The sequence below is a fragment of the Actinophytocola sp. genome, assembly GCF_036002505.1.
GTDB lineage: Bacteria > Actinomycetota > Actinomycetes > Mycobacteriales > Pseudonocardiaceae > DASYTH01.
In genome coordinates, this window is sequence record NZ_DASYTH010000119.1 from 28,225 (window position 1) to 50,899 (window position 22,675).

A 22,675-nucleotide genomic window follows, 5' to 3' on the forward strand; every position below is an offset into this window, starting at 1 on the left:
AAGGCCGCCTTCAGGGCATTTCGGGGACGACCATGCGGAAACCCACGCCGCGGACGGTGTGCAGGTAGCGTGGTTTCGCGGCGGTTTCGCCGAGCTTGCGGCGCAGCCAGGACGCGTGCACGTCGATGGTGCGGCCGGTGCCGGGGTGCGGGCGGGACCATACCGACCGGCTGAGCTCGCTCTTGCTGATCACCTGGCCGATCCGCTGCGCGAGGTAGGTCAGGAGGTCGAACTCCCGGCGGGTCAGCGTGAGCGGCCGGTCGCCCATCCAGGCGCCCCGGCGGACGGGGTCGATCCGCAGCTCGCCGACCACGAGAAGCTCCTCGGACGGCGCGGGTCTCCCGGTGGTGCGGCGGAGCAGCGCGTTGATCCGCGCGATCAGGTGCTCCGTGGAGAACGGCTTGATCAGGTAGTCGTCCGCGCCACCGTTCAGCGCCTTCACGAGCGCCTTCTCGCTGCTGCGGTTGCCGGTGGCGATGACCGGCACGTCGCTCGCGTCGCGCAGCATCCGCAGCGCGGTCAGTCCGTCCAGATCGGACACGTGGAGGTCGAAGAGGGCGAGGTTCAGCTCCGGCTCGGTGATCACTCCGCGCAGCGCGTCCAGTGCGGTGGCGGCCTGCTTGACCTCGTATCCCAAAGCGGTCATGGCATCCGTCAGCGCCGCCCGCGATGTCGGGTCCTTCTCGACCACCAGAACCTTGCGCATCATCGCAGGGTAAACGGGCGAGTGGAAACTTGCGACGATGCTTTACGTAACTGTGAGGACGCAGCCAGCGAGGTAAGGCGGAAAATTGTTAAAAGACCATCAAAAGGCGCTGTGCGGGAGGGTCTGCCCTGCTCTGTTCGGCGCAAAGATTGCCAGGCAGACAGGCCATCCGCCCGCCGGCCGGTGACGGAACAGTCGGTAAAGGACTGTCCGGACCGCGGTGTGCTGCAGGTGAGGAGTTTGCCTGATGGTGCACGAGATTCGCGACGAGTACGACGTGGTGATCATGGGCGGTGGCCCGGCCGGTGCCACGCTCGGGGCGGTGCTGGCCCGGCGGACCAACCTCCGGATCGCCCTGTTCGACAAGGAGATCTTCCCCCGCGAGCACATCGGCGAGTCGTTCGCCCACCCGGTGGTTCCGGCGCTGGAGGCCAGCGGCGCGCTGGCGAAGGTGCTCGCCAGCGAATGCTGGGTGCAGAAGTTCGGCGGGATCTACAGCTGGGACGAGACCAGTCCGAAGGTGACCTACTTCGACCATCCCAGTGTGGTCGAGGACGGTGTGTACCGGTGGGCGCTGCACGTCAACCGCTCCGAGTTCGACCACATCCTGCTGGACAACGCCGCCGATCATGGCGTCGAGGTGTTCCAGGGGGTGGCGGTCAAGGGGTTCGAGTCCGGACCGTCCGGTTGCGCGGTGCGGCTGGCGGACGGCAGGAGCGTGCGGGCCGCCTACTTCGTCGACGCGGCCGGCCGGCGCACGAGCATCGCCGCCAAGGCGAAGCGGCAGTGGCTCTCCGAGTACCGCAACATCGCGATCTGGCAGCACTTCACGGGCGGGCTCCCGGCGCAGGACCTGCCGGGGGAGTGGAACGTGTTCCACGATGACTCGCTCTCGCCGATCCTGTGCAGCGCGTTCAAGGACGGATGGTGCTGGTACATCCCGGTCCCGAAGATGGTCGGCGGCCGGCGGACGATGACCCACTCGATCGGCATCGTCACCCTGCCGGAGGTGCTGCGCGAGCCGGGCAAGGACTTCACCGACCCGGAGACCTTCATGCGGGCCGTCCGGTCCGTCCCGCACGTGCGGGACCTGATCGGCGGCGTCGAGCCGATCGCCGAGGGCGTGCACACCGCCACGAACTACTCGATGATCAACGACAGGTTCACCGACTTCGACGAGCGCTGGATCCTCGCCGGTGACGCGGCGTTCTTCGTCGATCCGCTGTTCTCCTCCGGGGTCGCCTTCGGCATGACCATGGGCGCGGCCACCGCGCTGCTGCTGGAGCAGACCTTCTCGAGTGCACTGTCCGAACAGGACAAGCGGGACCTGTGGCAGGACTACGACGAGGGCTGGCACGGGCTCGCCGAGACGTTCGCCCTGTCGATCGACCAGTGGTACCACGCGATCGGCAAGAACGATCCGGAAAGCGTGTACTGGCGCAGCCGGGGCGCCGTGGCCGACCTGGACATCCAGGACCGCACCTTCGACGCGCTGCTCAACACCGCGCTGATCCCGGACCTGCTCCAGGTCCTCTCCGGCGGCACCGGCCGGATCGAGGACCTCGACCGCGACGGTCCCTACATGCGCGCGGCCGGGCTCGCCGAGCCGGCCGAAGTGGACGACGGCACGCCGCTGCGACTGGTCGGCGGGGTGACCGCCCGGCGCGGACCCGGGGTCGACGTGCCGGGGTTCAAGGCATTCATGCCGCCGGCGCCTTACCAGGTCCCGCCGGAGGTGAAGGCCGCGTTCGCCCAGTACTGGAAGGATCCGCTCTCGGACGGGGGCGCGCTGCCCGCACCGCTCGACGCTCCGCTTGCCTGCCACCGGTTCCAGGTCGAGGGCCGGCCCGCGGTGCGCGGTCTGGACCGCGACGGCGCGGAGGGCGTCTGGGCGGCGCTGCGCGCCGGCCCCGTGACGCTGGGCTCGTTCGGCGGGCCGCTGGGTTTCCCCCAGCGGCAGTTGGTCAAGCGGCTGCTCCGGGCCGGACTGGTCACGCCGCTGCCGGCGGGAAGCGGCGGAGCGCGGCCGTGACGAGCACCCGCCCGGCGACCACCGGGCGGGGAGCGGTGCGGCACGGCCTCGCGTATGCCGGGTTCGCCGTGCTCCCCGCCGCCGTCGCCGCCTGGGTGCTGCGCGGCGAACCGCCGGGCGGTGTCGTGCGCCCGGGCCTCGCGCCGGCGCCCGGCGTCCAGCTCGACGCCGCGCACCTGCTGCTGGCCGTGGTGCTGGTGGTGGTCGCGGCCCGGGTGGCCGGCGGGCTCGCGGAGCGGCTCGGCCAGCCCGCGGTGATCGGGGAGATCGCCGCCGGCGTGCTGCTGGGCCCGTCCGCGTTCGGCTCGGTGACGCCCGGCCTGCGGGAGGAGCTCTTCGGCCCGGGCGCGCTGCTCGCCCTGGGCGTGCTGGCTCAGCTCGGCGTGGTCTTCTTCATGTTCACCGTCGGCGCGGAGCTGCGCCTGCCGCTGCTGCGGGCCTGCGGCTCCCGGGCGGTCGTGCTCGGGCACACCGGCATCGCCGTCCCGTTTCTCGGCGGCGTCCTGCTGGCGGTGGGCCCGCTCGCCGCGGTGCGGCCGGCGGGGGCGGCCGCACTGCCCTACGCGATGTTCTGCGGGATCGCGCTGAGCGTCACGGCATTTCCGGTGCTGGCGAGGATCCTGGCGGAGCGGGGAATGGACGGCACCCGGATGGGGACGCTGAGCCTGGCCACCGCGGGGGTCAGCGACCTGACCGCATGGTGCCTGCTCGCGGTCGTGGTCGCCACGGCCGGGACGTCGCCGGGCGGTCCGGCCGGGACCCTGGTGCTGGCGCTGGGGTTCTGCGCGGTCATGTGGCTGCTGGTCCGGCCGGCGCTCAGGTGGGCGGCCGCGGTGGCCGCGGCGCGGACCGGCGCGGTGGCCGTGGTCGTCCTGGCGACGCTGCTCGCCTCGGCGGCCGCGACCGACGCGATCGGTGTCCAGCCGATCTTCGGGGCGTTCCTGGCGGGCGTGATCGTGCCGCGGGACTCGCCCGCCGTCGCCGAGCTCGTCGAGCGGGTCCTGCGGCCCGCGACGTGGTGGCTGCTGCCGGTGTTCTTCGCGATGGTCGGGTTGCGCACCGACATCGGCGCCCTGTCCGCGACCGCGTGGCTGCTTCCGCCGGTGATCGCGGTGGCGGTCGGCGGCAAGGTGCTGGGCGTGGCGGTGCCGGGGCTGGTGACCGGCATGGCCCCGCGCCCGGCCCTGGCGCTCGGCGTGCTGATGAGCTGCCGCGGGCTGACCGAGATCATCGTGCTGCAGGTCGGCCTGTCCATCGGCGTTCTCCCCACCGAGCTGTTCACCTGTTTCGTCGTCATGGCACTGGTCACGACCGCGGCCACCGGCCCGCTGCTGACCCTGACCGGAGGGGACTGACGTGGCACTGTCCTATGTGGACCCGGCCGTCGACCGGCTGTGCGCCGACATCGCCGCGCTCGCCAGCGGTGACCCGGGCGACGCCGGCGACGTCGAGGCCCGGCTGATCGAGCTGGCCGCGGCGAACTTCCCGGCGATCACCGGATTCTGGCGGCGGACCAGACCGGGGACGGGAGTTCCGGACGTCGTCTACAAGACCGCGCCGCCGTTCCTGTTCGACGACGCGCACCGCGCACGCACGTTCCGGACCAGCAGCACGACCGGGCGGGTCGCCGGTGAGGTGACCTACAGCGAACGCGGCCTGCGCCTGATGGACGTGTCCATCGTGGCCGGCGCCCGGCACGCCGTGTTCGCCGGCCTGGACCGCCCGGTGGTGGTCCGCCTGGTCCCGTCCGCGGCCGCCGCACCGCACATGGTCATGGCCTACGGCATGGAGCTGATCGCGCGCACGTTCGGGGACCCGGTGCTCAGCACGTGTGCGCTGGGGCCGGACGGGTTCGTCTGGCCGGCGCTGCGGCTGAGCCTGGACAGCGCGATCGCCGAGGAGCGGCCGGTGGTCCTCATGGGCGGCACGTCGGCCATGGCGAACCTCTGCCGCGCCCTGATCGAGAACGGCGAGGTCCGGCAGCTGCCCGCCGGATCGCGCGCGGTCGACGCCGGCGGGGCGAAGAGCCGGTCCGGCGCGGTCGCCACCGACGAGCTCCGGGCCCTGCTGGACCAGGCGTTCGGCCTGGGCGGCGGCACGCACCTCAACCTGTTCGGCATGACGGAGCTGGCCAGCCAGCTCTACGACAGCGCCGACGTCGCGCTCGGGCCCCGCGGCGAGCGGCCGAAGGCCGGGCACGCGATGGTCCGGGCCCGGGTGCGCCACCCGGACGACCTGTCGCCGCGGGAGTGCGGAGCCGGCCTGCTCGACGTGGCCGACCTGTGCGTCATCGACCGGCCGTACGCCGTGCTCACCGGGGACTGGGCGGTCGCCGGCGAGCACGGGGTCGCGGTCACCGGCCGGGTCGACCGGACCAGCGCCCGCGGGTGCTCCCTGGTCCTGGACGGGATCACCGGAGGAGGCCGGATCGATGCCTGATCCGTCCGCCGTCACCTGGTTCCCGTCCTGGGTGGACCGGGCCCACCTCCGCTCGTTCGACCTGTTCGCACCGGACCGGCCGGACCTGGCGCACCGCGGTGAGCGGCCGGAGCCGGCCCGGTGGCCGGCCGTCGCCGAGGGGCTGCGCGCCGCGCGGTCGCGGCTGGCCGGGCTGCCGGTCGCGGCGATCATCGACGTGATCGACCGGGTATGTACACAGTGGACGGATCGGGAGTTCCCGCACCGGCTGGCGGCGCGCCGGCGCATCGTCGCGGCGACCGGCTTCTCGCCGGAGGCGGTCGACCGCAGCCTCGACGTCGAGCTCGCCAACTACCGGCGGGCCACGCTGTACGCGACGCTGCGCCGGGAGCTTGGCGATCCCGCCGTGCTCGACCGGTTCCGGCCGGATCCGGAGCTCGCCGGCCGCACCCGGGCACACGGCCCGGAGATCACCGGGGTGATCCTCACCGGCAACGTGCCCGGCCTGCCCGCCCTGCCGATCATCAGGGCGCTGCTGGTGAAGTCGGCCGTGATCGCGAAGGTGGCCAGCGGCGAGCCGGCGTTCGCCGCCGCCTTCGTCGCCTCGCTCGCCGAGGTGGCGCCCGCGCTGGCGGACGCCGTCGTGGTCACCTACTGGAGGCGGGACGACCACGGGTCCCTCGACGCCGTGCTCGGCGTGGCGGACGCGGTCATCGCCTACGGGGGAGCGGAGGCCTGCCGCGCGATCCGGGCCCGGCTGCGGCCGGAGCACCGGTACGTGGAGCACCCGCACACGTTCTCCGCCGGGGTGCTCACCCAGCGGTACCTCGCCGAGCGGGGCCTGGCCGGGACCGCGGCCGCGGTGGCGCGCGACGTGGCCACCTTCAACCAGCACGCCTGCATCGCGCCGCAGGCCTACCTGGTGGAGGAGGGCGAGCACAGCCCTCGCCGGTTCGCCGAGGTGCTCGCCGCGGCGATGGCCGCGGATGCCGAGGGTCACCCGCTCGGGGAGCTCAGCGACCGGGCCGCCGCGGCGGCGGCGCTGCAGCGCACGGCCGACGTCTGGCGGGCCGCCACGGACGAGTCGAGCTGGAGCACCTGGACCTCCGCCGGTTTCGACTGGACCGTCGTGCTGGCACCGGATCTGCCCGAGTCCGGCGGCGGCAACCGGGTGATCCGCGTCGTTCCGGTGCGCACCGCCGGCGCCGCGGTGGACCTGCTGCGCCCGGTCGGCGCGAGGTTGCAGAACATCGGGCTGGGCGCCACCGGCGCGCAGTTCCGGGAGCTCGCGGAGCGGTTCGCCGCGGCGGGGGCGAGCCGGATCTGCGAGCCCGGGCGGATGGCCGAGCCGAGCATGATGTGGCGCCACGACGGGATGCCGTGCGTGGCCGGCCTCGTGCGGTGGTGCGACATCGAGATGCACCAGGAGTCCCGGGCGAGCGAGGAGGATGACGATGGACCCGACAGGCCGGATTCGGCACGAGTATCCGAGGCTTCCCGCCACCGTCGAAGTGATCGACTGCACGCTGCGCGACGGTGAGCAGGCCCCGGGCGTCTGGTTCAGCCTGGAGGAGAAGCTCCGGCTGGCGACGCTGCTGTCGGCGTCCGGGGTGGACGTGCTCGACGCCGGGTTCCCGGCCTCCGCGCCCGGTGAGGTGGACGCCCTGCTCGCCATGCGCGAGCTCGGGCTGGCCGCCCGCATCGGCGCCACCGCCCGCCCCCTCGCGGGCGACGTCCGCGCGGCGGCGCGGGCACGGGCCGACGAGGTCTTCCTGTTCATGCCGACCAGCGACCTGCGGCTGCGCGAGGTCATGGGCATCACCAGGGAGCACGCCTTCGACACGATCCGGGCGGGTGCCGAGCTGGTCGCCGAGGCCGGGATGACGCTCAACGTCGTGTTCGAGGACGCCACCCGGGCGGATCCCGGCTACCTGATCGACATCGCCGCCCGGCTGCGCGGCCACGTGCCGATCGCCCGGCTGGTCCTGGCCGACAGCGTCGGCTGTGCCGAACCCGTGAGCATGGGCCGGCTGGTGTCCGAAGTGGACGATGCGCTCGACCACGACGTGGTCCTGTGCACCCACTGCCACAACGACTTCGGCCTGGCGACGGCGTCCACCCTGGCCGCCGTCGGCGCGGGCGCGAAGGCGATCAGCTGCACCGTCAACGGGATCGGCGAGCGCGCGGGCAACGCTGACCTCGCCGAGTGCGTCGCCGCGCTGACCCACCTGTACGGGGTCAAGCACGCCGTCGACCCGCTCGCGCTGGTCGGGCTCGCCGAAACCGCCGAGGAGCTCAGCGGCGTGCACACCAGCCCCACCAAGCCGGTCACCGGGTTCAACGTCTACCGGCACGAGTCGGGGGTGCACGTGGACGCGCTGCTCAAACAGCGGCGCAGCTACGAGTTCCTGCCCGCCGAATGGGTGGGCCGGTCCATCGAGTACGTGCTCGGCAAGCACAGCGGGGCCGCGCTCGTGCGGCACCTGCTGCGGCGCGCCGGCATCCCGTGTGACGACGCGAGCGTCCGGGAGGACCTGCGGGACATCAAGCTGCGGACGGAGCGGCGGGACAAGTCGGAGTTCCACGCGGCGTACGCGGCCCGGCGGTCGTTCCTGCGCTCGGCGCTGGCCGGGCAGGATCCCGGCGCGGTGGTGGACGCCCACCTCCGGGACGCGCCGCCGGCATCGTGGGAGCGGGTATGAGCGGCCGCACGATCAGCGACAAGATCATCGATGCGCACACGGTGGAAGGCGCCGACGAGGTCCACCGGCTGGTCCGGGTGGACGCGGTGCTGGGCCACGACGCCACGATCGCCCTGCTCGCCGACGAGTTCGACGTCCGGGGGCTGGAGATCTGGGACCCGGACCGGGTGATCCTGACCAACGACCACTTCTCCCCACCGTCCACTGTGGAGCGTGCGGACATCTCGAACCGGTTCCTGCGGTTCGCGCGCACCCGGAAGATCACCAACCTGCTGGTCGACCGGGGCATCTGCCACCAGCTGCTGGTCGAGCACCCGCTGTGCGTGCCGGGTGCGCTGATCGTCGGCGCGGACAGCCACACCGTGATGGGCGGCGGGCTCGGGGCGTGCGCGACCGGAATGGGCTCGACCGACGTGCTGTTCACGCTGGCCACGGGCACGACCTGGCTTCGGGTTCCGCCCACGATCCGGGTGGTGTTCGAGGGAACGCTGCCGGACGACTGTTCGGGCCGCGACATCGTGCTGGAGTTGCTGCGGCGCTTCGGTGAGTCCGGCGCGCGGTACCGGTCGCTGGAGCTCGTCGACGAGTCCACCGGGCGGATCTGCCAGGACGACCGGTTCGCCATCGCCAACATGGCCGTCGAGATCGGCGCCAAGTTCGGGGTGTTCCGCCCGGACGAGGTCACCGTCGAGTACTGCCGGCGCCGCGACGGCGTCACCCCGGCCGGCCTCGTCGAGTCCGATATGGACGCTGCCTACGAGCGCACGGTGCGGATGGACCTCACCGGGCTCACCCCGAGGGTGGCGAAACCGTGGTCCCCGGCCAACGTCGTGGCGCTGAAGGACCTCGAGCGCGTCGAGCTGTCGGTCGCCTTCCTCGGCTCCTGCTCGAGCGCGCGGCTGTCCGACCTCGCCGCGGCCGCGGAAGTGCTGCGCGGCAAGCGGGTTCATCCCGACGTGCGGTTCGTGGTGATCCCGGCGTCCATGCCGCAGTTCCAGGAGGCGTTGCGGGCCGGGCACATCGCGACCCTGATGGACGCGGGCGCGATCATCAACCATCCCAGCTGCGGGCCGTGCGGCGGAATCGACAAGGGCGTGCTCGGCGCGGACGACGTGTGCGTGTCGACGTCGAACCGGAACTTCCGGGGACGCATGGGGCACTGGGACAGCCGGACCTATCTGGCCAGCGCACGCAGCGTCGCCAGGGCGGCGACCCTGGGATATCTGGGCGGTGAGGAATGATCAGCGGGGTCGCCTGGGTCTTCGGCGACGACCTCAACACCGACGTGATCCACCCGCCCGAGTACTTCAGCCTGGATCCGGAGCGGGTGCGGCAGGGACTGTTCGCGAAGTACGACTCGACGATGGTGTCCCGGCTGCGCAAGGGCGACGTGCTCGTCGCGGGCCGGAACTTCGGCTGCGGCTCCAGCCGGGAGACCTCGATTCGCTCCCTGCTGCTCAACGGCGTCGGCGCGGTGATCGCGGTCGACTTCGCCCGGATCTTCTTCCGCAGCGCCACCAACAACGGCCTGCCGTGTCTCACCTTCGCCGACCCCGCCGACCTCGCCCGGGTGCCGAACGGCGGCCGGGTGAGCGTCCTGCCGGACCAGGGACTTCTGTCCACAATAGACGGAAGGCATATTCCCCTGGAGCCGCCCGGCCGGTTCGTCCGGCGGATCTGGGCGGCCGGCGGGCTGCTCGGCCTGCTCCCCGCACGGTGAGCCTGACGGTGCTGTCCTGGCGCGGGCGCTGGGGAACGGCGCTGGCGTCCGCCGTCTCGGGCCCGTTCGAGCGAGCGACCGGGGTCCGGGTGACCCACCGGTTCCACGTCGGCCTGGCGTTGCCGGACGCGCTGTCCGGCGCCCTCGCCCGCGGCGGGCGCCCGCCGGTCGACGTGGTCTGGTCCAACTCGGTGCCCGCGCTGCGCGCGGCGGCCGCGGGTGGGTGCGTTCCGCTCGACCCGGCCCGCCACCCCGTCCTCGGCGAGCTGCGCGACCGCGCGCGTCCGGAGGGGCACGACAGCTTTCCGTGCGTTCACCCGTACGCCGTCCAGTACGTCCTCTGCTACCGGCGGGCCGCCTACCCCGACCATCCGCCGCGATCGTGGGAGGTGCTCACCGAGCCACGGCACCGTGGCCGGATCGCGCTGTACCCGGGCGGCAACGGGTTCATCCCGATCGCTCAGGTGATGGGCGGGGGAGACCCGGCGGCGATCCCGGCGCGCATGGATCCCTGCTGGTCGTGGCTTCACCGGCTGCGCGGCCAGATCGGCGCGCTGGACTACAGCGTCGGCATGGAGCACCGGCTGCGCCGCGCCGAGCTGGACCTCTGCTTCCGCGCGCTGCCCAACGTTCTGGCCTTCCAGACCGCCGGGGCCGACGTGGACTGGACGGTGCCGCGGGAGGGCACCACCGACACCCTCGACGCACTGTGGATTCCAGCGGGCGTGCCCGAGGACACCGCCGAGCTGGCGGCCCGGTACATCGCCTTCGCCCTGCGCCCCGACGTTCAGCGCGCGTGGTGCACCCGGCTAGGTGTGCTGCCGGTGCACCGCGACGTGCCCCGGCCGGATGTCCTCTCGGGAACGACCCTGCCCGCGCACGCCGACGACCGCTCCGGCATCCTCTTCATCCCTGAAGCCGTCAAGGCCGCGCACGAGCCGCACTGGGGACGAACATGGAACCAGGTCGTCCAGTGCGATGAATGACCCATTCATCGCAGTCGACCACGTTAAAAAGCTCGCAATGTCCTGCTCACTGATAAGCCCAGCCCTGGCGTGTGGTGTTCACTGGACGCACCCGGACAGTCGACGGTAAACAGGAGGCAATTCGGATGAGATCAGTGAAAGTCCGTCGTGTGTGGACCAGGTTGGCCGCGTCGCTCGTGGCGACCCTGATGATGTGCGGACTCCTGGTGGCGCCGGCGAGCGCCGCCCCCACCGGGCAGCCGCTCATGATGTGGGGCCGAATCTATTTCACCAAGGCATTTTATCAGGGGTTCGACCCGAATAGCGGACCGAAGCAGGTCTGGGTCAACGGCTACGTTTACCCATGCCAGGGCACGCAACCGTGCTACTACCAGACAACCTGGGGTGTACGCTGGATCGATTACGTCAGGGTCGACCTCTACAACGGAAGCACCTATATCAAGACCAAGTGGTGCTACGTGAACCAGTACTGGTCGTCGGATCCCTTCGGCTGCAACACCGAGTGGTGACGCCCTCGCTGACAGCCGTCAACCCGACCCCGGGGGAGATTCCTTGGTTCTCCCCCCGGGGAGCTCACTCGGGCCGACGAAGCCTGGTTCAGTCCGTGGCGTTCTCAACGACCTGACGCCGACGCCGACCCGCCACCGACCACTCAGGTGGCCAGGGCACCGGGGTCCGCCACGAACACCAGTGGCGTGATGTGTTCCACCGTGCCGCCGGCGGCGGCAGATCGAAATCGTTCAGCCTTTTCGTGCCAGACTTCCTGCCCACCGATCCACGAGCGGAATCCGTGCATGACGTAGTCGACCTGCTCCCGGATCTCACGTGGCTCACGGCGGATCAAGTGCTTGACGACTCGTTCGGTTTCGACGTACTGCTCCACCCGTTCGGACACTCTACCCAGCACCGCGTCGATCGCAGCCTCGCGCGAGAGTCCTTCGGCGTGCTCCAGAACGAGGACGAAATTGCATTTCTCGCCGCACGCTTCTTCTTTCTCCAGTGAGGCGACGTCGTTACTCCAGGCGACGATGTCCGTCGTCGCCAGGATCAGTTCCTGCAACGCCTCCAGGTCGTAGATCTCGGGCGGGAGATCAGAGCCCGACGCGAGTTCGGTGACGTCGAGATGCGGCAACATGGCGCTGGCGGGGCGGCGCAACGCGACGAACTCGTTGATGCCGGGTGGTCGGTTCAGGCTGCGGTACGCGTTCTCGGCGGTCGCGGCGTCGAACGACTCCCAGGCGTGCTTGGCGAAACGACGGCGCCATGCCGAGCGGACGCGAGGGTAGAGTCGTCCGACCAGGTCCGCCAGTGCCCGGGCAGCCGGGCTGTCCTCGTCGGGGTCGACCTTCGCCGTCTCCATTACCCGATGCAGGTGAAGGATCGCCGAACGCCACCCCTCGGCGGACGTGTAGCGGCCCTCGGCGTACTGGTCGTCCAGCACGAACAGCAGGCCACCCCATTGGGCGAGAATGGTGACCATCTCGGCCGACGCGAGCGGAGCCACATAGCCGGCCAGCACGCCGTTTTCCGCGTTCCGCCAACGTTCCTCGGCGTCAGCGCTACACACGAGCCCCATGTCGCGTGCCCACTGGAGGGCTGCACGTTCGGCGACCTCGGCATGAGGGCTCAGGTTCGGCTCGAAATACTTTCTGAATTTTGGCGGAACAAAGGTTGCCACTTGTCGCCCCTCTATTTCGGCGGGGTGGGTAGGGATCGGACGCTGCGTGGGGTGCAGACGAGTTCGACGCCTTCGGGGCGGACGCCGATGGTGACCCTGGTGTGTGGGTGGTAGTCGGACACCGGAGTGAAACGCCACTTGGCACAGACCGTTGCGACGACCGTCGTCATGGTCATCAGGGCGAGCGGCTCGCCGATACATCGGTGCACACCGGCACCGAATGGGAAGAACGAGTGACGGGTTATCGCTCCCGACCGGGCGGTCGACCAGCGGTCGGGGTCGAAGCGCGTGGGATCGGAGTACACGCGTGGGTCGCGGTGCACAGCGTACGGCGAGTACAGGACCTGATCGCCAGGTCGCAGCAGAAATCCGCCCATGTCCACCTCGTCGATCGCCTCGCGCATGAACACCGAGCCTGCGTACAGCCTCGACGTCTCATGCACGACATTGCCGGTGTACTCGAGAAGCGGCAGGTGGGTGGAGTCGACCGGCGCTTCACCCACGGTTCGGTCGAGCTCGGCCTCGACCGATGCCGCGACGTGAGGATGCGTGGCAAGCTCGTGGAAGATCCATGAGCAGACACCCGGTGTGGTTTCCGACGCAACGAGCAGGAAGCTGAACAGTTCGTCGCGGACCTGCTGATCGGTGAATGGCTGATCGGCGTTCCCCGAATGGGCTGACAGCAGCAGAGACAGCAGGGTGTTGCCGCCGGTGACACCGGATCGATGCAGGCTGATCTCACGCTGGATCAGCCGGTGCACCCGTGCCGTCGCGGTCCGGTACCGCAGGTTGCCCGGCGTCGGCGCCGCGGTGAGCACGGATGGCAGCAAGGATCTTACGATGACGCCTTCAGAGAGTATGGGCAGGTAACGACAGACGTCGGCCATCGCCTGGGCGCTCAGACTCGCGGAGAACATCACCTCGGTCAACGAGGCGATGACCATCCGGCTCACCTCGTGCTCCATCACGACGGTCCGCCCCGGTCGCCAGGTCGACATGCGCTCTTCGACCACCCGTCGGACGGTGGCGACGTGCCCGGCCATGCGCAGTCGCTGGAACACGGGTTGCAGCAGTCTGCGCCGCGACCTGTGCTCCTCGCCGTCCAGCACGGAAATGCTTTGCGGCACCAGGCGTCGCCCTTCCTTGAACATCCCACCGCGGTGAAAAGCCGCGGCGTCGTCCACGAGCACCCTTCTGATCAGTTTCGGTTCGGTCAGCACGTAGGCCGACCGCGGGCCGAGGCCGATCTCGACGATGTCGCCGAGCGCGCGGAGCGACTCGAAAAAATCGAGACGTCGGCGCATCAGTGGAATGCAATGCCCCAGCACGCGATTTCGTCCGGGAGCGAAGCCCACCCTGACACGCTGCTCGACGGGCTCTGTGGGCATCGGGGTGTCGCGCCCCCCGGACGGCCAGGCCGACCGTTGCGAGCTTTTGCCCTGCAAAGTAGAATCAGTCATCACGCCGCCACGCTGATATTTGATCGTTCGCTTACCCGGCGCCGGGCTGGGCTTGCACCCAGGATACGTTCGGCGCCCTCTTCCGCAATATCGACGTTCACTACCTGCCGTGGATTTTGGGTAAATGTTGCAAACGTACGGATCGTTCGCACACCCAATAATGGGGCGACCGCTACGGTACGGGCTGCCCTCTCCGCCGATATGTCATCCGCTCCGATATCCACCGGTGCGCAGTGCGCCAACTTCTCCGATGCGGCACATGACTCCACACCCGATCGTCCATGTGACGCCGCCGGAGCGCCCGGCAATGGGGCCTGCGGCGGGGATGCCGCGTACAGGGGAGGAACGGGCTTGGGGCCCGCAGATCGATAACACGCTGAGTTGATCTTCGTTGGGACGGCTCCGCGGGCAAGATCGCCGTCTTGGGGCGTTGGCGCTCACCGATGAGCTTGAACGCCCCGAAACAGCGATCTTGCTGAGACAACCGAACGAAATCGGACGCCAGATATCCACCCGCCGCCAGCACGCTCGATGCCCCTACCACACCAACAAACCCAACGAGCCGAAATGATCAAGTTATTTTCCCGGCAGGCCCTAAGTCTTTTCGCGCACCTGCCAGCCCTGGCCGCCCTGGGCATTTCTCTTCCGGTGGACCGCATTCAGCCCGTGGTGCACGGAATCGGGGCGACCGCTCTGGCACTGTGTACTGTGGGGACTCCGAGGGTGAGTCGGTAGCCGACGCCGCGGATGGTCTCGATCTGGGCGCGATCGCCGAGCTTGGACCGCAGCCGGGCGATGTGCACGTCGAGCGTTCGGGACGAGGCGGACCAGGTCGAGTGCCAGACCTCCGCCAGGAGTCGCTCCCTGGACTGTACGTGGTCGGGTTGCGCGGCGAGCAACGCGAGCAGGTGGAACTCCTTGCGGTTGAGGGGGATCGCCTCCCCGGCCGCCGTCGCCTCGTGCCGGTCGAGATCCAGGCGCAGCTGGCCCGCCTGCAGCTCGCCGACCGGCTCCGGTTTCACCCGGCGCAGCACGGCCTCGACCCGTGCGATCAGCTCACCGAACCCGAACGGCTTGACCACGTAGTCGTCGGCCCCGGCGCGCAGGCTGGTGACCCGGTCCTGCTCGGACAGCCGGCCGCTGAGCACGATGATGCCCACGCCGCTGCGCTCCCGCAGTTTGACGCAGACATCCTGGCCGTCCCCGTCGGGCAGGTTCAGGTCCAGCAGCACCAGGTCCCCCGGACCGCAGGTGAGCGCCTCCCGGGCGGTGCCGACGTGCAGCACGTCGTAGCCACACCGGCTCAGGGCGCGGGTGAGCATCGTCGCGAACCGCTGGTCGTCCTCCACGATGACGATCTTCACGATGCCACCTCATGGGTCGTCAGGTTCTCCGCTCGCCCGGAGAATGATCGCACCCGGTGAGGTGTTCCGGCCCCGGCGTGGCGTCCACGGCGGGGAGAATTGATGCGGATTTTGCAGTTCCGCGGGGCGCGGCGGCGGTCACGGCGCCGGAGCGGTCCCGCTCGCCCGGCTGGGGATGAACACCGGCGGGCCGATTCTGCCGGGCGCCGGGCGGGGCGCCGGCCGTACCGGGGTCAGCTGCTCGGGGCTGCCGAATGCCGGATCGCTCTTCATGGCCACGTAGCCCGTGGTGATCGCGGTGCCCAGGAGGACGGCGAGGGCGCCGGCGACCGTGACCCAGGTCCGCATCGACCGGAACGACGGTCGTCCGGACGGTGCGCGGGTTCTGCCCTCCGTGGCGTCGGAAACGGGGTGGACCGCGATCGGCGCGTCGGTGCCGCCCGCGTGGGACGGGACCGGGACCGCCCGGCCCCGCCGGTAGCGTTTGACCTGCCGATGGCGCGTGACGACCTCCTCGGGAGATGCCATGCCCCGAGCCTGTTCGCTCACCGCTCCTCCTCTGATTTCGCCGCTCACTGGACAACACGGCGAGCGGAGAGAAAGCGGCGGGCATTTCTCCCGAATTGACCTTCCGTTGACGTCCCCGTGCGCCCCGACCACGGGTCAGCCGGCGGTCGGCCGATTCCGTGAACCCGGTCGGCCCAGTGCTCGTGCCCATGACGGAGGACTCCATCAAGAAACTTGCGGAACCCGTGAACATCTGGGACACGGCGTTCGTGCCACGGACATGTGGTCATCGATGCGTGCTCACATCGCGGTGCTCGTCGCGATCACCGCGGCGGCGTCGGGCTGCGGCGGTGCCGGAACGGAGCCGGGCTTCGTCGAGATCAGCGCTGTCGCCGAGACACCCACCCCCCACCTGCGCTGGCCGGACGCCTCCACCGGCACGGTCACCATCGACTGCGGGCGCAACGAGAGGGGGCATCGCAACGCCGACAACTTCATCACCCGGCCCGGTGAGACCGACGGCGCGCACCACATGCACGACTACGTGGGAAATGTGTCGACTGACGCCAGGTCGACCGATGCCAGTCTCGCCGCCGCGGAAACGACGTGCGTGAATGGCGACCAGTCGACCTACTTCTGGCCGGTGCTGCGCCTGCACGGGAGCGGTCATGCGCATACCGGCGACGGCGGGAACACGGGCACGATCGTCGAGCCCGCGTTCGTCGAGTTGCGCTTCTCCGGCAATCCGGCGAGCGATGTCGTGGCCATGCCGCGGTTCCTGCGCATCGTCACCGGCGATGCCAGGGCCGTCACGAACGGCGGCGCCAACGGTGTCGCCCGCTGGTCCTGCAGCCAGCATCCGGACCGGTTCACCTCGAACTATCCGTTGTGCCCGGCGCGGGAGCAGGTGGTGCGCACCTTCGATTTCCCGAACTGCTGGGACGGCCGCAACACCGACAGCGAGAACCACCGCTCCCACGTGGTCTTTCCGAACTCGAACGGCGAGTGCCCGCGCGCGACGTTCCCGGTTCCCCATCTCGTCCTCCGGGTCGGGTACGACGTGCCGGCGGGACCCTCATATCAGATCGACAGCTTTCCCGACCAACGGAACAGCTCGGCGACCGACCACGGAGACTTCACCAATGTCATGACCGATGAGCTGATGTCCAGGGTCGTGCGTTGCGTGAACCAGGGATTGTCATGCTGAGCGCGGAAAGGGGGCTCCATGGCTACCGATGAGGACCACGATGTCGAGGTTCTCGGCGTCTACGCCCTCGGTCTGCTCGACGACCAGGAGGCACAGGCGATCGACGAGCATCTCGTCACCTGCGCCGAGTGCCGCACGGTGCTCGACGAGCTTGTCGGAGTGCACCAGATGCTGGCGTTCGCACCGCCCGCCGCCTTCGCCGACGCCGCCCCGGCCGAGCCCGATCTGCCCGCGCCCATTCTGACGATGCGTGCCCCGCGCAGATCCGGAGCGAGGATCGCCGCCCTGGTCGCCGCCGCCGCGGCCGTTCTCGGTCTCGCGGTCGCCGGGGGAGTCCTCATCGGACAGCGCAGCACCGGTGCCGGTCTCGCCGCGCCCACGACCGTGCCGACCACGACGGTCGGAACGCCGTCGGTGTCGGGTGTGCGGTACGCGTCGATCTCCACCGCCGGAGGCGCCCGGCTGACCGTCCGGTTGGAACCGGCCCCGGGCTGGGTGCGGATCAACGCCGCGGTGTCCGGCATTCCCTCGGGGGTACGCTGCCAGCTCGTCGTGGTGTCGCGCACCGGCGAGCGGCGGGTCGCCGTAACCTGGCTGGTCTCCCCCAAGGGCGAGGCGACGGGCACCAACCTCGACGGCGGCGTGCTGATCCCGGCCGAGCAGGTCGACAGCATCGTGGCCGAATCGCTGGACGGCAAGGAGTTCGTCTCCGCAAAAGTCTGAACCCGCCGCCCGTGGAGGGGGAAGCAACGTGACGTTGCTTCCCCGATATCCACAGTGGACGGCGGGGTCGGCGGGTTTCCAGATCCCGCCGACCCCTGGTGTCCCCGCGCCCGGCCATCGGCTCCCTTAGCGCCGATGGAGGGTGGCGGTGACACCGCCCGCCGAACCGACCAAGGTCTTGTCGAGGTCGGGTCGGCGGGACACCTCTGCTGTGCCGGTCAGGTCATGTTGCTCGCGATCTTGCTGATCAGGTCCGCTGACCGGTCCGGCGCGAGCGCGATGGCGCGCACGCTGTCAAAGGCTCGCTGGTAGGCCGCGACGTCGGTTTGATCCTCCAGATAGAGGGTGCCGACCTTGTTCCTCAGGCGGACCAGGCTGGGCAACTCGGCGTAGTCCAGGATCACGAACGGGCCACCCATGCCGGCGTGTTCACCGGCCTCGGCGGGAACAATCCGGATCTCGATCCGGGCTCGAAACGACGCTTCCAGCAGGTAGCCAAGCTGATCACGCATGACCGGGGCACCGCCCACCCGCTGATGAAGCGCAGCCTCATGCAGGATGATGTCGAGGTGCGGAGCGCTCGGGCCGCGCAGCAGCGACTGCCGGGCGATATCCGCGTTGACCCGCTCCTCCACCTCCTCTTCGCTCAAGCCCAGGTCAGCAGCGATGATGGCCGCTCTGGCGTAGGGAAAGGTCTGCAACAGACCCGGAACGATCAGCGCCTCGTAGAGGTGCATCACCGTCGCGTCCTGGTCAAGACCAGACCAGGTGGCAAGATCGTCGCGGAAGTCGAGATCGCCGCGGTCGAGCATCTCCGGGCTCGTGGCGTCGGCGTGCAGATGCAGCAACGCATTGCGAGCCGGGCGGTCCACCCCGTAGAGGGTGAGCAGCGCCGACAGGTCATCACGGCTGATGCCGCGCTTGCCCGACTCGGCCCGTGAGATCAGGCTCGACGACACCCCGAGCTTCGCCGCGATCTCCAGCCCGCTCAACCCCGACAGGGCCCGCAACCGGTGCAGCACCAGGCACAACCGACGGTTCCGCACGCCAATGGTCGTCCTGTCCTTCACCAGGTCACCCCCACTGTGATCCCGTCCACCGTGCCGAACCCAATGTGCCCTTTCACGTTCACCTTCCCAACCTCGGCAGCACATCGCATGCCAGTGGGGACAAGAGGCTTCGACATTCAAACCAGCCGCGCGCGCACCAGTACCGGCATTCGACGACCTGCGGGAAGAACGCACTCAGGCGGTGGGTGCATGAGTTCTACCGGCTCATCAGGATGCCCGGGCTCCGGCAACGCGAGCAGCGCACGCAGTGTCCACACCGGTTTCGAGGCGTACCACCACGACACCAATTCCGGCGCGAACACATCGGCACCGGAACCAGCCGTGCGGAAAGCAGACGCTCTCGCCTCGTCAAAAACGATCGCCACATCCGCTGTACCACCCGCCCAATAGTGGACGAACGCGGCGACCTCCGGTCCATCGCGGTCGGGCCGGAAAGCATACGACAGGAAACGCTGACGGCCCATACGGTCGAGGAGTTCGTCAAGTTCGGTGGTGGTCACGCTGCGGATACCCAACCTTTCCGCGGGGGCCCGCACGCCCGCACCATACGGGCCTCGGATGGATCGGACATCAGCCGGTTTCTTCGGGCCAGTCGGTATCACTGGACAGGAGATGACTGTTCACAGTCGCGACTGGTGCTATTCCTTCTACCTGGCCGTGCTCGTCATCCAGCTGACGAACTTCGTCGCCATTGCCAGGTTGCCTGCTCGGAGTCCCGCCGTTGCTCATGTCCCCCAGCCAACGGGACAGCAGAGTGACCGAACCAGGGCGCGCAAGCCGCTCCAACGTGGCAGAAATGTTGCAGCGGTTCGGCCCAACAGCGCAGGTAGAGCGCTTGCCAGCTATCTTGTGAGTGACGGAAGGAGAACAACCCGTGGCGCTCAGGCGGCTGCGTCTGGCCCAGCGTCGGAAGGCACTCGGTCACAGTCAAGACGACCTGGCCGCGCTTGTGGGTGTCGATCGTTCCACGGTTATCCGCTGGGAGCGTGCCGAGACCGAGCCGCAGCCCTGGCTCCGGCGCAAGTTGGCCAGCCACCTCCGGGTCACGCCCGACGAGCTGAGCGAGCTGCTGGAGGCGATTGCCGAGGTTCCCGGCCGAAGCGACGGCTACACGCTGCTGTCCTCGGTCCCGCTGGACTTCTCCCTCGTTTCCGGCCACACCGTGCAGGTCATGGAGGGTTTCTCGGCCCATGACCTGGCCAGTCGGCGACAGGTGCTTGAACGCCTGTCCGTTCTGAGCAGCGCCGCGCTGCTCAAGCCCATCCGGCAATGGGCGGCCTCGTTGCCGGTGCCGCCGGTGAGTGACAACACGCTGGGGCCGGACGAGCTGGACGAACTCCGCGCCGCGGTCAAACTCTTCCGGCGCTGGGATGCTTCGGGTGTGGGCGGCCTCAAGCGCAAGGCTGTCGTCGGCCAACTCAACGCCGTGGCTGAAAGCCTGCACGGGACCACCGATGCCGCAACCCTCCGGACCTTGTTTCAGATCATGGCTGAACTGGCGCAGCTGGCGGGCTGGATAGCTTACGACCACGGCTTGCCCGGTGCTGCCCAGCGCTACTACGTGCTGGCCCTGCACGCCTGCCGGGAAGCCGGCTCCAGCGCCTTGCCGCTCGGCGTCAAGGTCATCGGCGACATGACCCAGCTCTCCACGGCTCTTGGCAACTACGACGATAGCCTGCACCTGGCCCGCACCGGCCTCTACGCCTTGCCGCGGTCGAGCAGCGACCTAGTGCGCGCCGAACTCCTTGGCCTGGAGTCACGGGCCTACGCCCAACTCGGCAACCGGGAAGCGCGGGATGCCGCCCGCTCCGCCGAAGCCTGCGTCGAGATCTGGCACGACGCTCCTGACGATGAGCCGGCCCCCGACTGGCACCACTATATGAACCAAGCCGAAGTAGACAGCCTGGTTGCCAGCACATACACCCAGCTCGCACTGGAGGACACCGACCCGAAGCGCTGGCGTGCCTATGCCGATCGAGCCGAACGCCACGCTCTACAGGCTCGACAGGCCAGACCCAAGGCTACGATCGCAGCAGAATCCTCGACGAAATGCGCTTGGCCAAGGTGCGACTAAGTCAGCGTGAGCCAGTTGAGGCCGTGACCCTCGCCACCGGTGCCCTTTACCTGGCCAATGCAATGCGTTCGTCGCGGATCCTTGATCGGCTGATTCGTTTTCACGCCGACCTGACCGCCAGGTACGGCCTTTCGTCGGCGGTCAGTGAATTTACCGGCCACCTGCGTGACTATCTTCGCCGCGTTGCTCCAGCCAGAGAGGATGAGATTCGTGCCGCTATCGAGCGTTGAGTTCACCTTCGTTGATGGCGAAACAGCCGGACAGCACCTTGACGAGCTAGCCGCCCTCTACACGGAGGTCTACGCCGAGCCGCCCTACGAGTGGGGTGACGAGCACCTTGCCTTGTTCAAGAAACGGTTTGCCGCCCAGCGCCAACGAGACGGCTTTACCCTGATCGAGGCCCGCGAGCAAGGCCAGCTCGTGGCGTTTGGGTTTGGTATCACACTGCTGCCCAATGCGCCATGGTGGCAAAATCTCACCACGCCGGTCGACGAGGCGTTAACCAAGGAGTACCCCAACCGCACCTTCGCCCTCGTTGAGCTGCTGGTCCGGCGACCGTGGCGTCGGCAGCATGTTGCCGAAACTATCCATAACCTTCTCCTTAAAGACCGCATTGAGGAGCGCGCCACGTTAACCGTGCTGCCGGCAGCCGAGGCTGCGCGGGCGGTCTACCGCAAATGGGGCTGGCAGAAGGTGGCCGAGAAGCGCAACCCCTTGCCGGGGTCGCCGGTGTTTGAGGTGATGGTGAAAATCGTTGAGAAAGGCCATCTGTGAGCTAAAGATCAACGGACATGCGGATAGGACAAGTCATGGCGCCGATGCGCAACGCGAGGTCACGTAGCCGCGGACTTACCCGACGCTCGCGCTCAATGAGATCGGCGACGATCTGCCGCGGCAGCGTCTGGTAGCGGAGCACTCCGCCGAGTAGCTGGGCCAAAAAGGTAGGTCTGTGCCGACGCGCGCAGAACCGAGCGCCGGTCCTCGCCATCGACCCGGCGCACCGTGGTCCGAGTCTCGGTGATCAAGCCAGGCAGGAGACTGGCGACAGCGGTCCGATGTCGCCGTGCTCCGGGCCACAACTCCCAGGTCTGCCTCACCCGACCAGATAGCCCCGGCACATCAACCGGCTGGTCAGCACCGTCCGCGATCGGATACCGCGCCAGCGCGGCCGATACCTGTGGAAGCAGTGTCCTGAAGGTGACCTTCGGGACGTTCAACGTCCTGAAGGCCACCTTCAGGGCACGCATGGAGACCGGCTCTGACATTTTCGTCAAACCGCGTTCCGGATAGTTCCGGTCAGGAACTCGGGGCACTCATGCTGGGCGGACCGAAACCGACTCTCAGGGGTTGCCCTGAAGAAGAGGATTGACTATGTCTCATGGTTGTGACCCTCCGGTCGTGAATTCTGTCCGCCATGGCTTCGCGCGGCGCTGTCTTGGGCTTGCGGCGTCCGCGTTGCCGCTCATCGGCGCGGTGGTGGTGACGCAGTTTGCCTCAGCGGAGGGTTCTGGCTCACTCACTCCACAGATTCGCATTGTCATGGACACCGACGCCACGGTGCACACGGTGCTGGTCGAAGGTCTGAACGAGAATAGGCTGCCGGAGCTCACCTCACTCGACTATCGCGGAAACAATACGTGGGAGCGGGCGAGCTGGCGCTGGTCCTATAGAAGTTGCCTGCGTGTCACTGTGATCATGACCGACGGTCGGGGGGCCCACGACGAAGTTCGCTGGGTCTGGGTTCCGCATCCTTCCGGGGAGTGGCTCGACAAGCACTGGTCGCAGATGGCGGTGGACCCCGAAGAGGGTTGCCGGGATGATTACACCGGCAGGGTTGTGCTGTGGTGAAGCTTGTCATCGGTCGGCGGGATAGCTGATCGCACCCGCACGGCAGGCGAGCCCCGGGCAAAGGACCGTCCGGGGCTCGCCGCCATTCTGGCTCTTGTGGGTCAGGTGCCTTTGCGCGCCGGCCTGTGTCAGGAATTGAACGCGTCGCAACTGAAGGGGTCACTGATGGTGCTGCATATT

Annotated in this window: 22 protein-coding genes; 15 read left to right on the forward strand and 7 right to left on the reverse strand. The window is 68.9% G+C overall.

What is annotated here, in order from left to right; translation table 11 throughout:
- Positions 1-10 precede the first annotated feature (10 nt).
- Positions 11-706 (reverse strand): response regulator transcription factor, encoded by a 696-nt coding sequence (locus VGR06_RS09725; protein ID WP_327558661.1) that lies wholly within the window; start codon positions 704-706, stop codon positions 11-13.
- Positions 707-953: 247 nt separating this feature from the next.
- Here VGR06_RS09725 and VGR06_RS09730 point away from each other — a divergent pair, with 247 nt between their 5' ends.
- The 9 genes from VGR06_RS09730 (at position 954) to VGR06_RS09770 (ending at position 11,073) form a co-directional block, all read left to right on the forward strand.
- Positions 954-2,738: an NAD(P)/FAD-dependent oxidoreductase gene (locus VGR06_RS09730; protein WP_327558662.1), complete on the forward strand. Its 1,785-nt coding sequence runs from the start codon at positions 954-956 to the stop codon at positions 2,736-2,738.
- Complete coding sequence (locus tag VGR06_RS09735) at positions 2,735-4,093, forward strand: cation:proton antiporter (protein WP_327558663.1); 1,359 nt, start codon at positions 2,735-2,737, stop codon at positions 4,091-4,093. The genes VGR06_RS09730 and VGR06_RS09735 overlap by 4 nt, the downstream gene beginning before the upstream one ends.
- Position 4,094: 1 nt before the next feature.
- Positions 4,095-5,177 (forward strand): acyl-CoA reductase, encoded by a 1,083-nt coding sequence (locus VGR06_RS09740; protein ID WP_327558664.1) that lies wholly within the window; start codon positions 4,095-4,097, stop codon positions 5,175-5,177.
- A complete protein-coding gene (locus tag VGR06_RS09745) occupies positions 5,170-6,696 on the forward strand; it encodes an acyl-CoA reductase (protein WP_327558665.1) in 1,527 nt (508 codons plus the stop codon). The genes VGR06_RS09740 and VGR06_RS09745 overlap by 8 nt, the downstream gene beginning before the upstream one ends.
- Positions 6,611-7,858 (forward strand): homocitrate synthase/isopropylmalate synthase family protein, encoded by a 1,248-nt coding sequence (locus VGR06_RS09750; RefSeq protein ID WP_327558666.1) that lies wholly within the window; start codon positions 6,611-6,613, stop codon positions 7,856-7,858. The genes VGR06_RS09745 and VGR06_RS09750 overlap by 86 nt, the downstream gene beginning before the upstream one ends.
- Positions 7,855-9,099 carry an aconitase/3-isopropylmalate dehydratase large subunit family protein gene (locus VGR06_RS09755; protein WP_327558667.1) on the forward strand — a complete coding sequence of 415 codons (1,245 nt, stop codon included), beginning with the start codon at positions 7,855-7,857 and terminating at the stop codon, positions 9,097-9,099. Before VGR06_RS09750 ends, VGR06_RS09755 begins: the two co-directional genes overlap by 4 nt.
- The gene (locus tag VGR06_RS09760) at positions 9,096-9,578 is read left to right on the forward strand and encodes a 3-isopropylmalate dehydratase (protein ID WP_327558668.1); all 483 of its coding nucleotides are present in this window, start codon (positions 9,096-9,098) and stop codon (positions 9,576-9,578) included. Before VGR06_RS09755 ends, VGR06_RS09760 begins: the two co-directional genes overlap by 4 nt.
- Entirely contained in the window at positions 9,575-10,564 is a 990-nt protein-coding gene (locus VGR06_RS09765) for an ABC transporter substrate-binding protein (RefSeq protein WP_327558669.1), read from the forward strand. The genes VGR06_RS09760 and VGR06_RS09765 overlap by 4 nt, the downstream gene beginning before the upstream one ends.
- Before the next feature lie 149 nt (positions 10,565-10,713).
- Positions 10,714-11,073, forward strand: a complete 360-nt coding sequence (locus VGR06_RS09770) for a hypothetical protein (protein WP_327558670.1) — start codon at positions 10,714-10,716, stop codon at positions 11,071-11,073.
- A gap of 143 nt (positions 11,074-11,216) precedes the next feature.
- Here VGR06_RS09770 and VGR06_RS09775 read toward each other — a convergent pair whose 3' ends face one another.
- From VGR06_RS09775 to VGR06_RS09790, 4 genes are all read right to left on the reverse strand, one after another.
- Positions 11,217-12,242 (reverse strand): terpene synthase family protein, encoded by a 1,026-nt coding sequence (locus VGR06_RS09775; protein WP_327558671.1) that lies wholly within the window; start codon positions 12,240-12,242, stop codon positions 11,217-11,219.
- Between the two features lie 11 nt (positions 12,243-12,253).
- A complete protein-coding gene (locus VGR06_RS09780) occupies positions 12,254-13,597 on the reverse strand; it encodes a cytochrome P450 (protein WP_327558672.1) in 1,344 nt (447 codons plus the stop codon).
- 764 nt (positions 13,598-14,361) lie between these two features.
- Complete coding sequence (locus tag VGR06_RS09785; protein ID WP_327558673.1) at positions 14,362-15,066, reverse strand: response regulator transcription factor; 705 nt, start codon at positions 15,064-15,066, stop codon at positions 14,362-14,364.
- A 138-nt stretch (positions 15,067-15,204) separates the two neighbouring features.
- Positions 15,205-15,594, reverse strand: a complete 390-nt coding sequence (locus tag VGR06_RS09790) for a hypothetical protein (RefSeq protein WP_327558674.1) — start codon at positions 15,592-15,594, stop codon at positions 15,205-15,207.
- On the opposite strand from VGR06_RS09790, the gene VGR06_RS09795 reads away from it, so the two are divergent.
- A complete protein-coding gene (locus VGR06_RS09795; protein ID WP_327558675.1) occupies positions 15,593-16,780 on the forward strand; it encodes a DUF1996 domain-containing protein in 1,188 nt (395 codons plus the stop codon). The two genes, VGR06_RS09790 and VGR06_RS09795, sit on opposite strands and share 2 nt — an antisense overlap.
- Positions 16,781-16,798: 18 nt before the next feature.
- Positions 16,799-17,503 carry a zf-HC2 domain-containing protein gene (locus VGR06_RS09800; protein ID WP_327558676.1) on the forward strand — a complete coding sequence of 235 codons (705 nt, stop codon included), beginning with the start codon at positions 16,799-16,801 and terminating at the stop codon, positions 17,501-17,503.
- 218 nt (positions 17,504-17,721) lie between these two features.
- On the opposite strand, the gene VGR06_RS09805 is transcribed toward VGR06_RS09800, so the two are convergent.
- Complete coding sequence (locus VGR06_RS09805) at positions 17,722-18,573, reverse strand: helix-turn-helix transcriptional regulator (protein ID WP_327558677.1); 852 nt, start codon at positions 18,571-18,573, stop codon at positions 17,722-17,724.
- Between the two features lie 116 nt (positions 18,574-18,689).
- Positions 18,690-19,073: a hypothetical protein gene (locus VGR06_RS09810; protein ID WP_327558678.1), complete on the reverse strand. Its 384-nt coding sequence runs from the start codon at positions 19,071-19,073 to the stop codon at positions 18,690-18,692.
- Positions 19,074-19,447: 374 nt separating this feature from the next.
- Between VGR06_RS09810 and VGR06_RS09815 the strand changes: the two genes are divergently transcribed.
- The 4 genes from VGR06_RS09815 to VGR06_RS09830 all read left to right on the forward strand — a co-directional run bounded on the left by VGR06_RS09815 (position 19,448) and on the right by VGR06_RS09830 (position 22,495).
- The gene (locus VGR06_RS09815; RefSeq protein ID WP_327558679.1) at positions 19,448-20,647 is read left to right on the forward strand and encodes a helix-turn-helix transcriptional regulator; all 1,200 of its coding nucleotides are present in this window, start codon (positions 19,448-19,450) and stop codon (positions 20,645-20,647) included.
- Between the two features lie 23 nt (positions 20,648-20,670).
- Positions 20,671-20,877 carry a hypothetical protein gene (locus tag VGR06_RS09820; RefSeq protein ID WP_327558680.1) on the forward strand — a complete coding sequence of 69 codons (207 nt, stop codon included), beginning with the start codon at positions 20,671-20,673 and terminating at the stop codon, positions 20,875-20,877.
- On the forward strand, positions 20,858-21,421 hold the full coding sequence (locus tag VGR06_RS09825) for a GNAT family N-acetyltransferase (protein ID WP_327558681.1): 564 nt from the start codon (positions 20,858-20,860) through the stop codon (positions 21,419-21,421). Before VGR06_RS09820 ends, VGR06_RS09825 begins: the two co-directional genes overlap by 20 nt.
- A 624-nt stretch (positions 21,422-22,045) precedes the next feature.
- Complete coding sequence (locus tag VGR06_RS09830; RefSeq protein WP_327558682.1) at positions 22,046-22,495, forward strand: hypothetical protein; 450 nt, start codon at positions 22,046-22,048, stop codon at positions 22,493-22,495.
- The last annotated feature ends 180 nt before the right edge of the window (positions 22,496-22,675 follow it).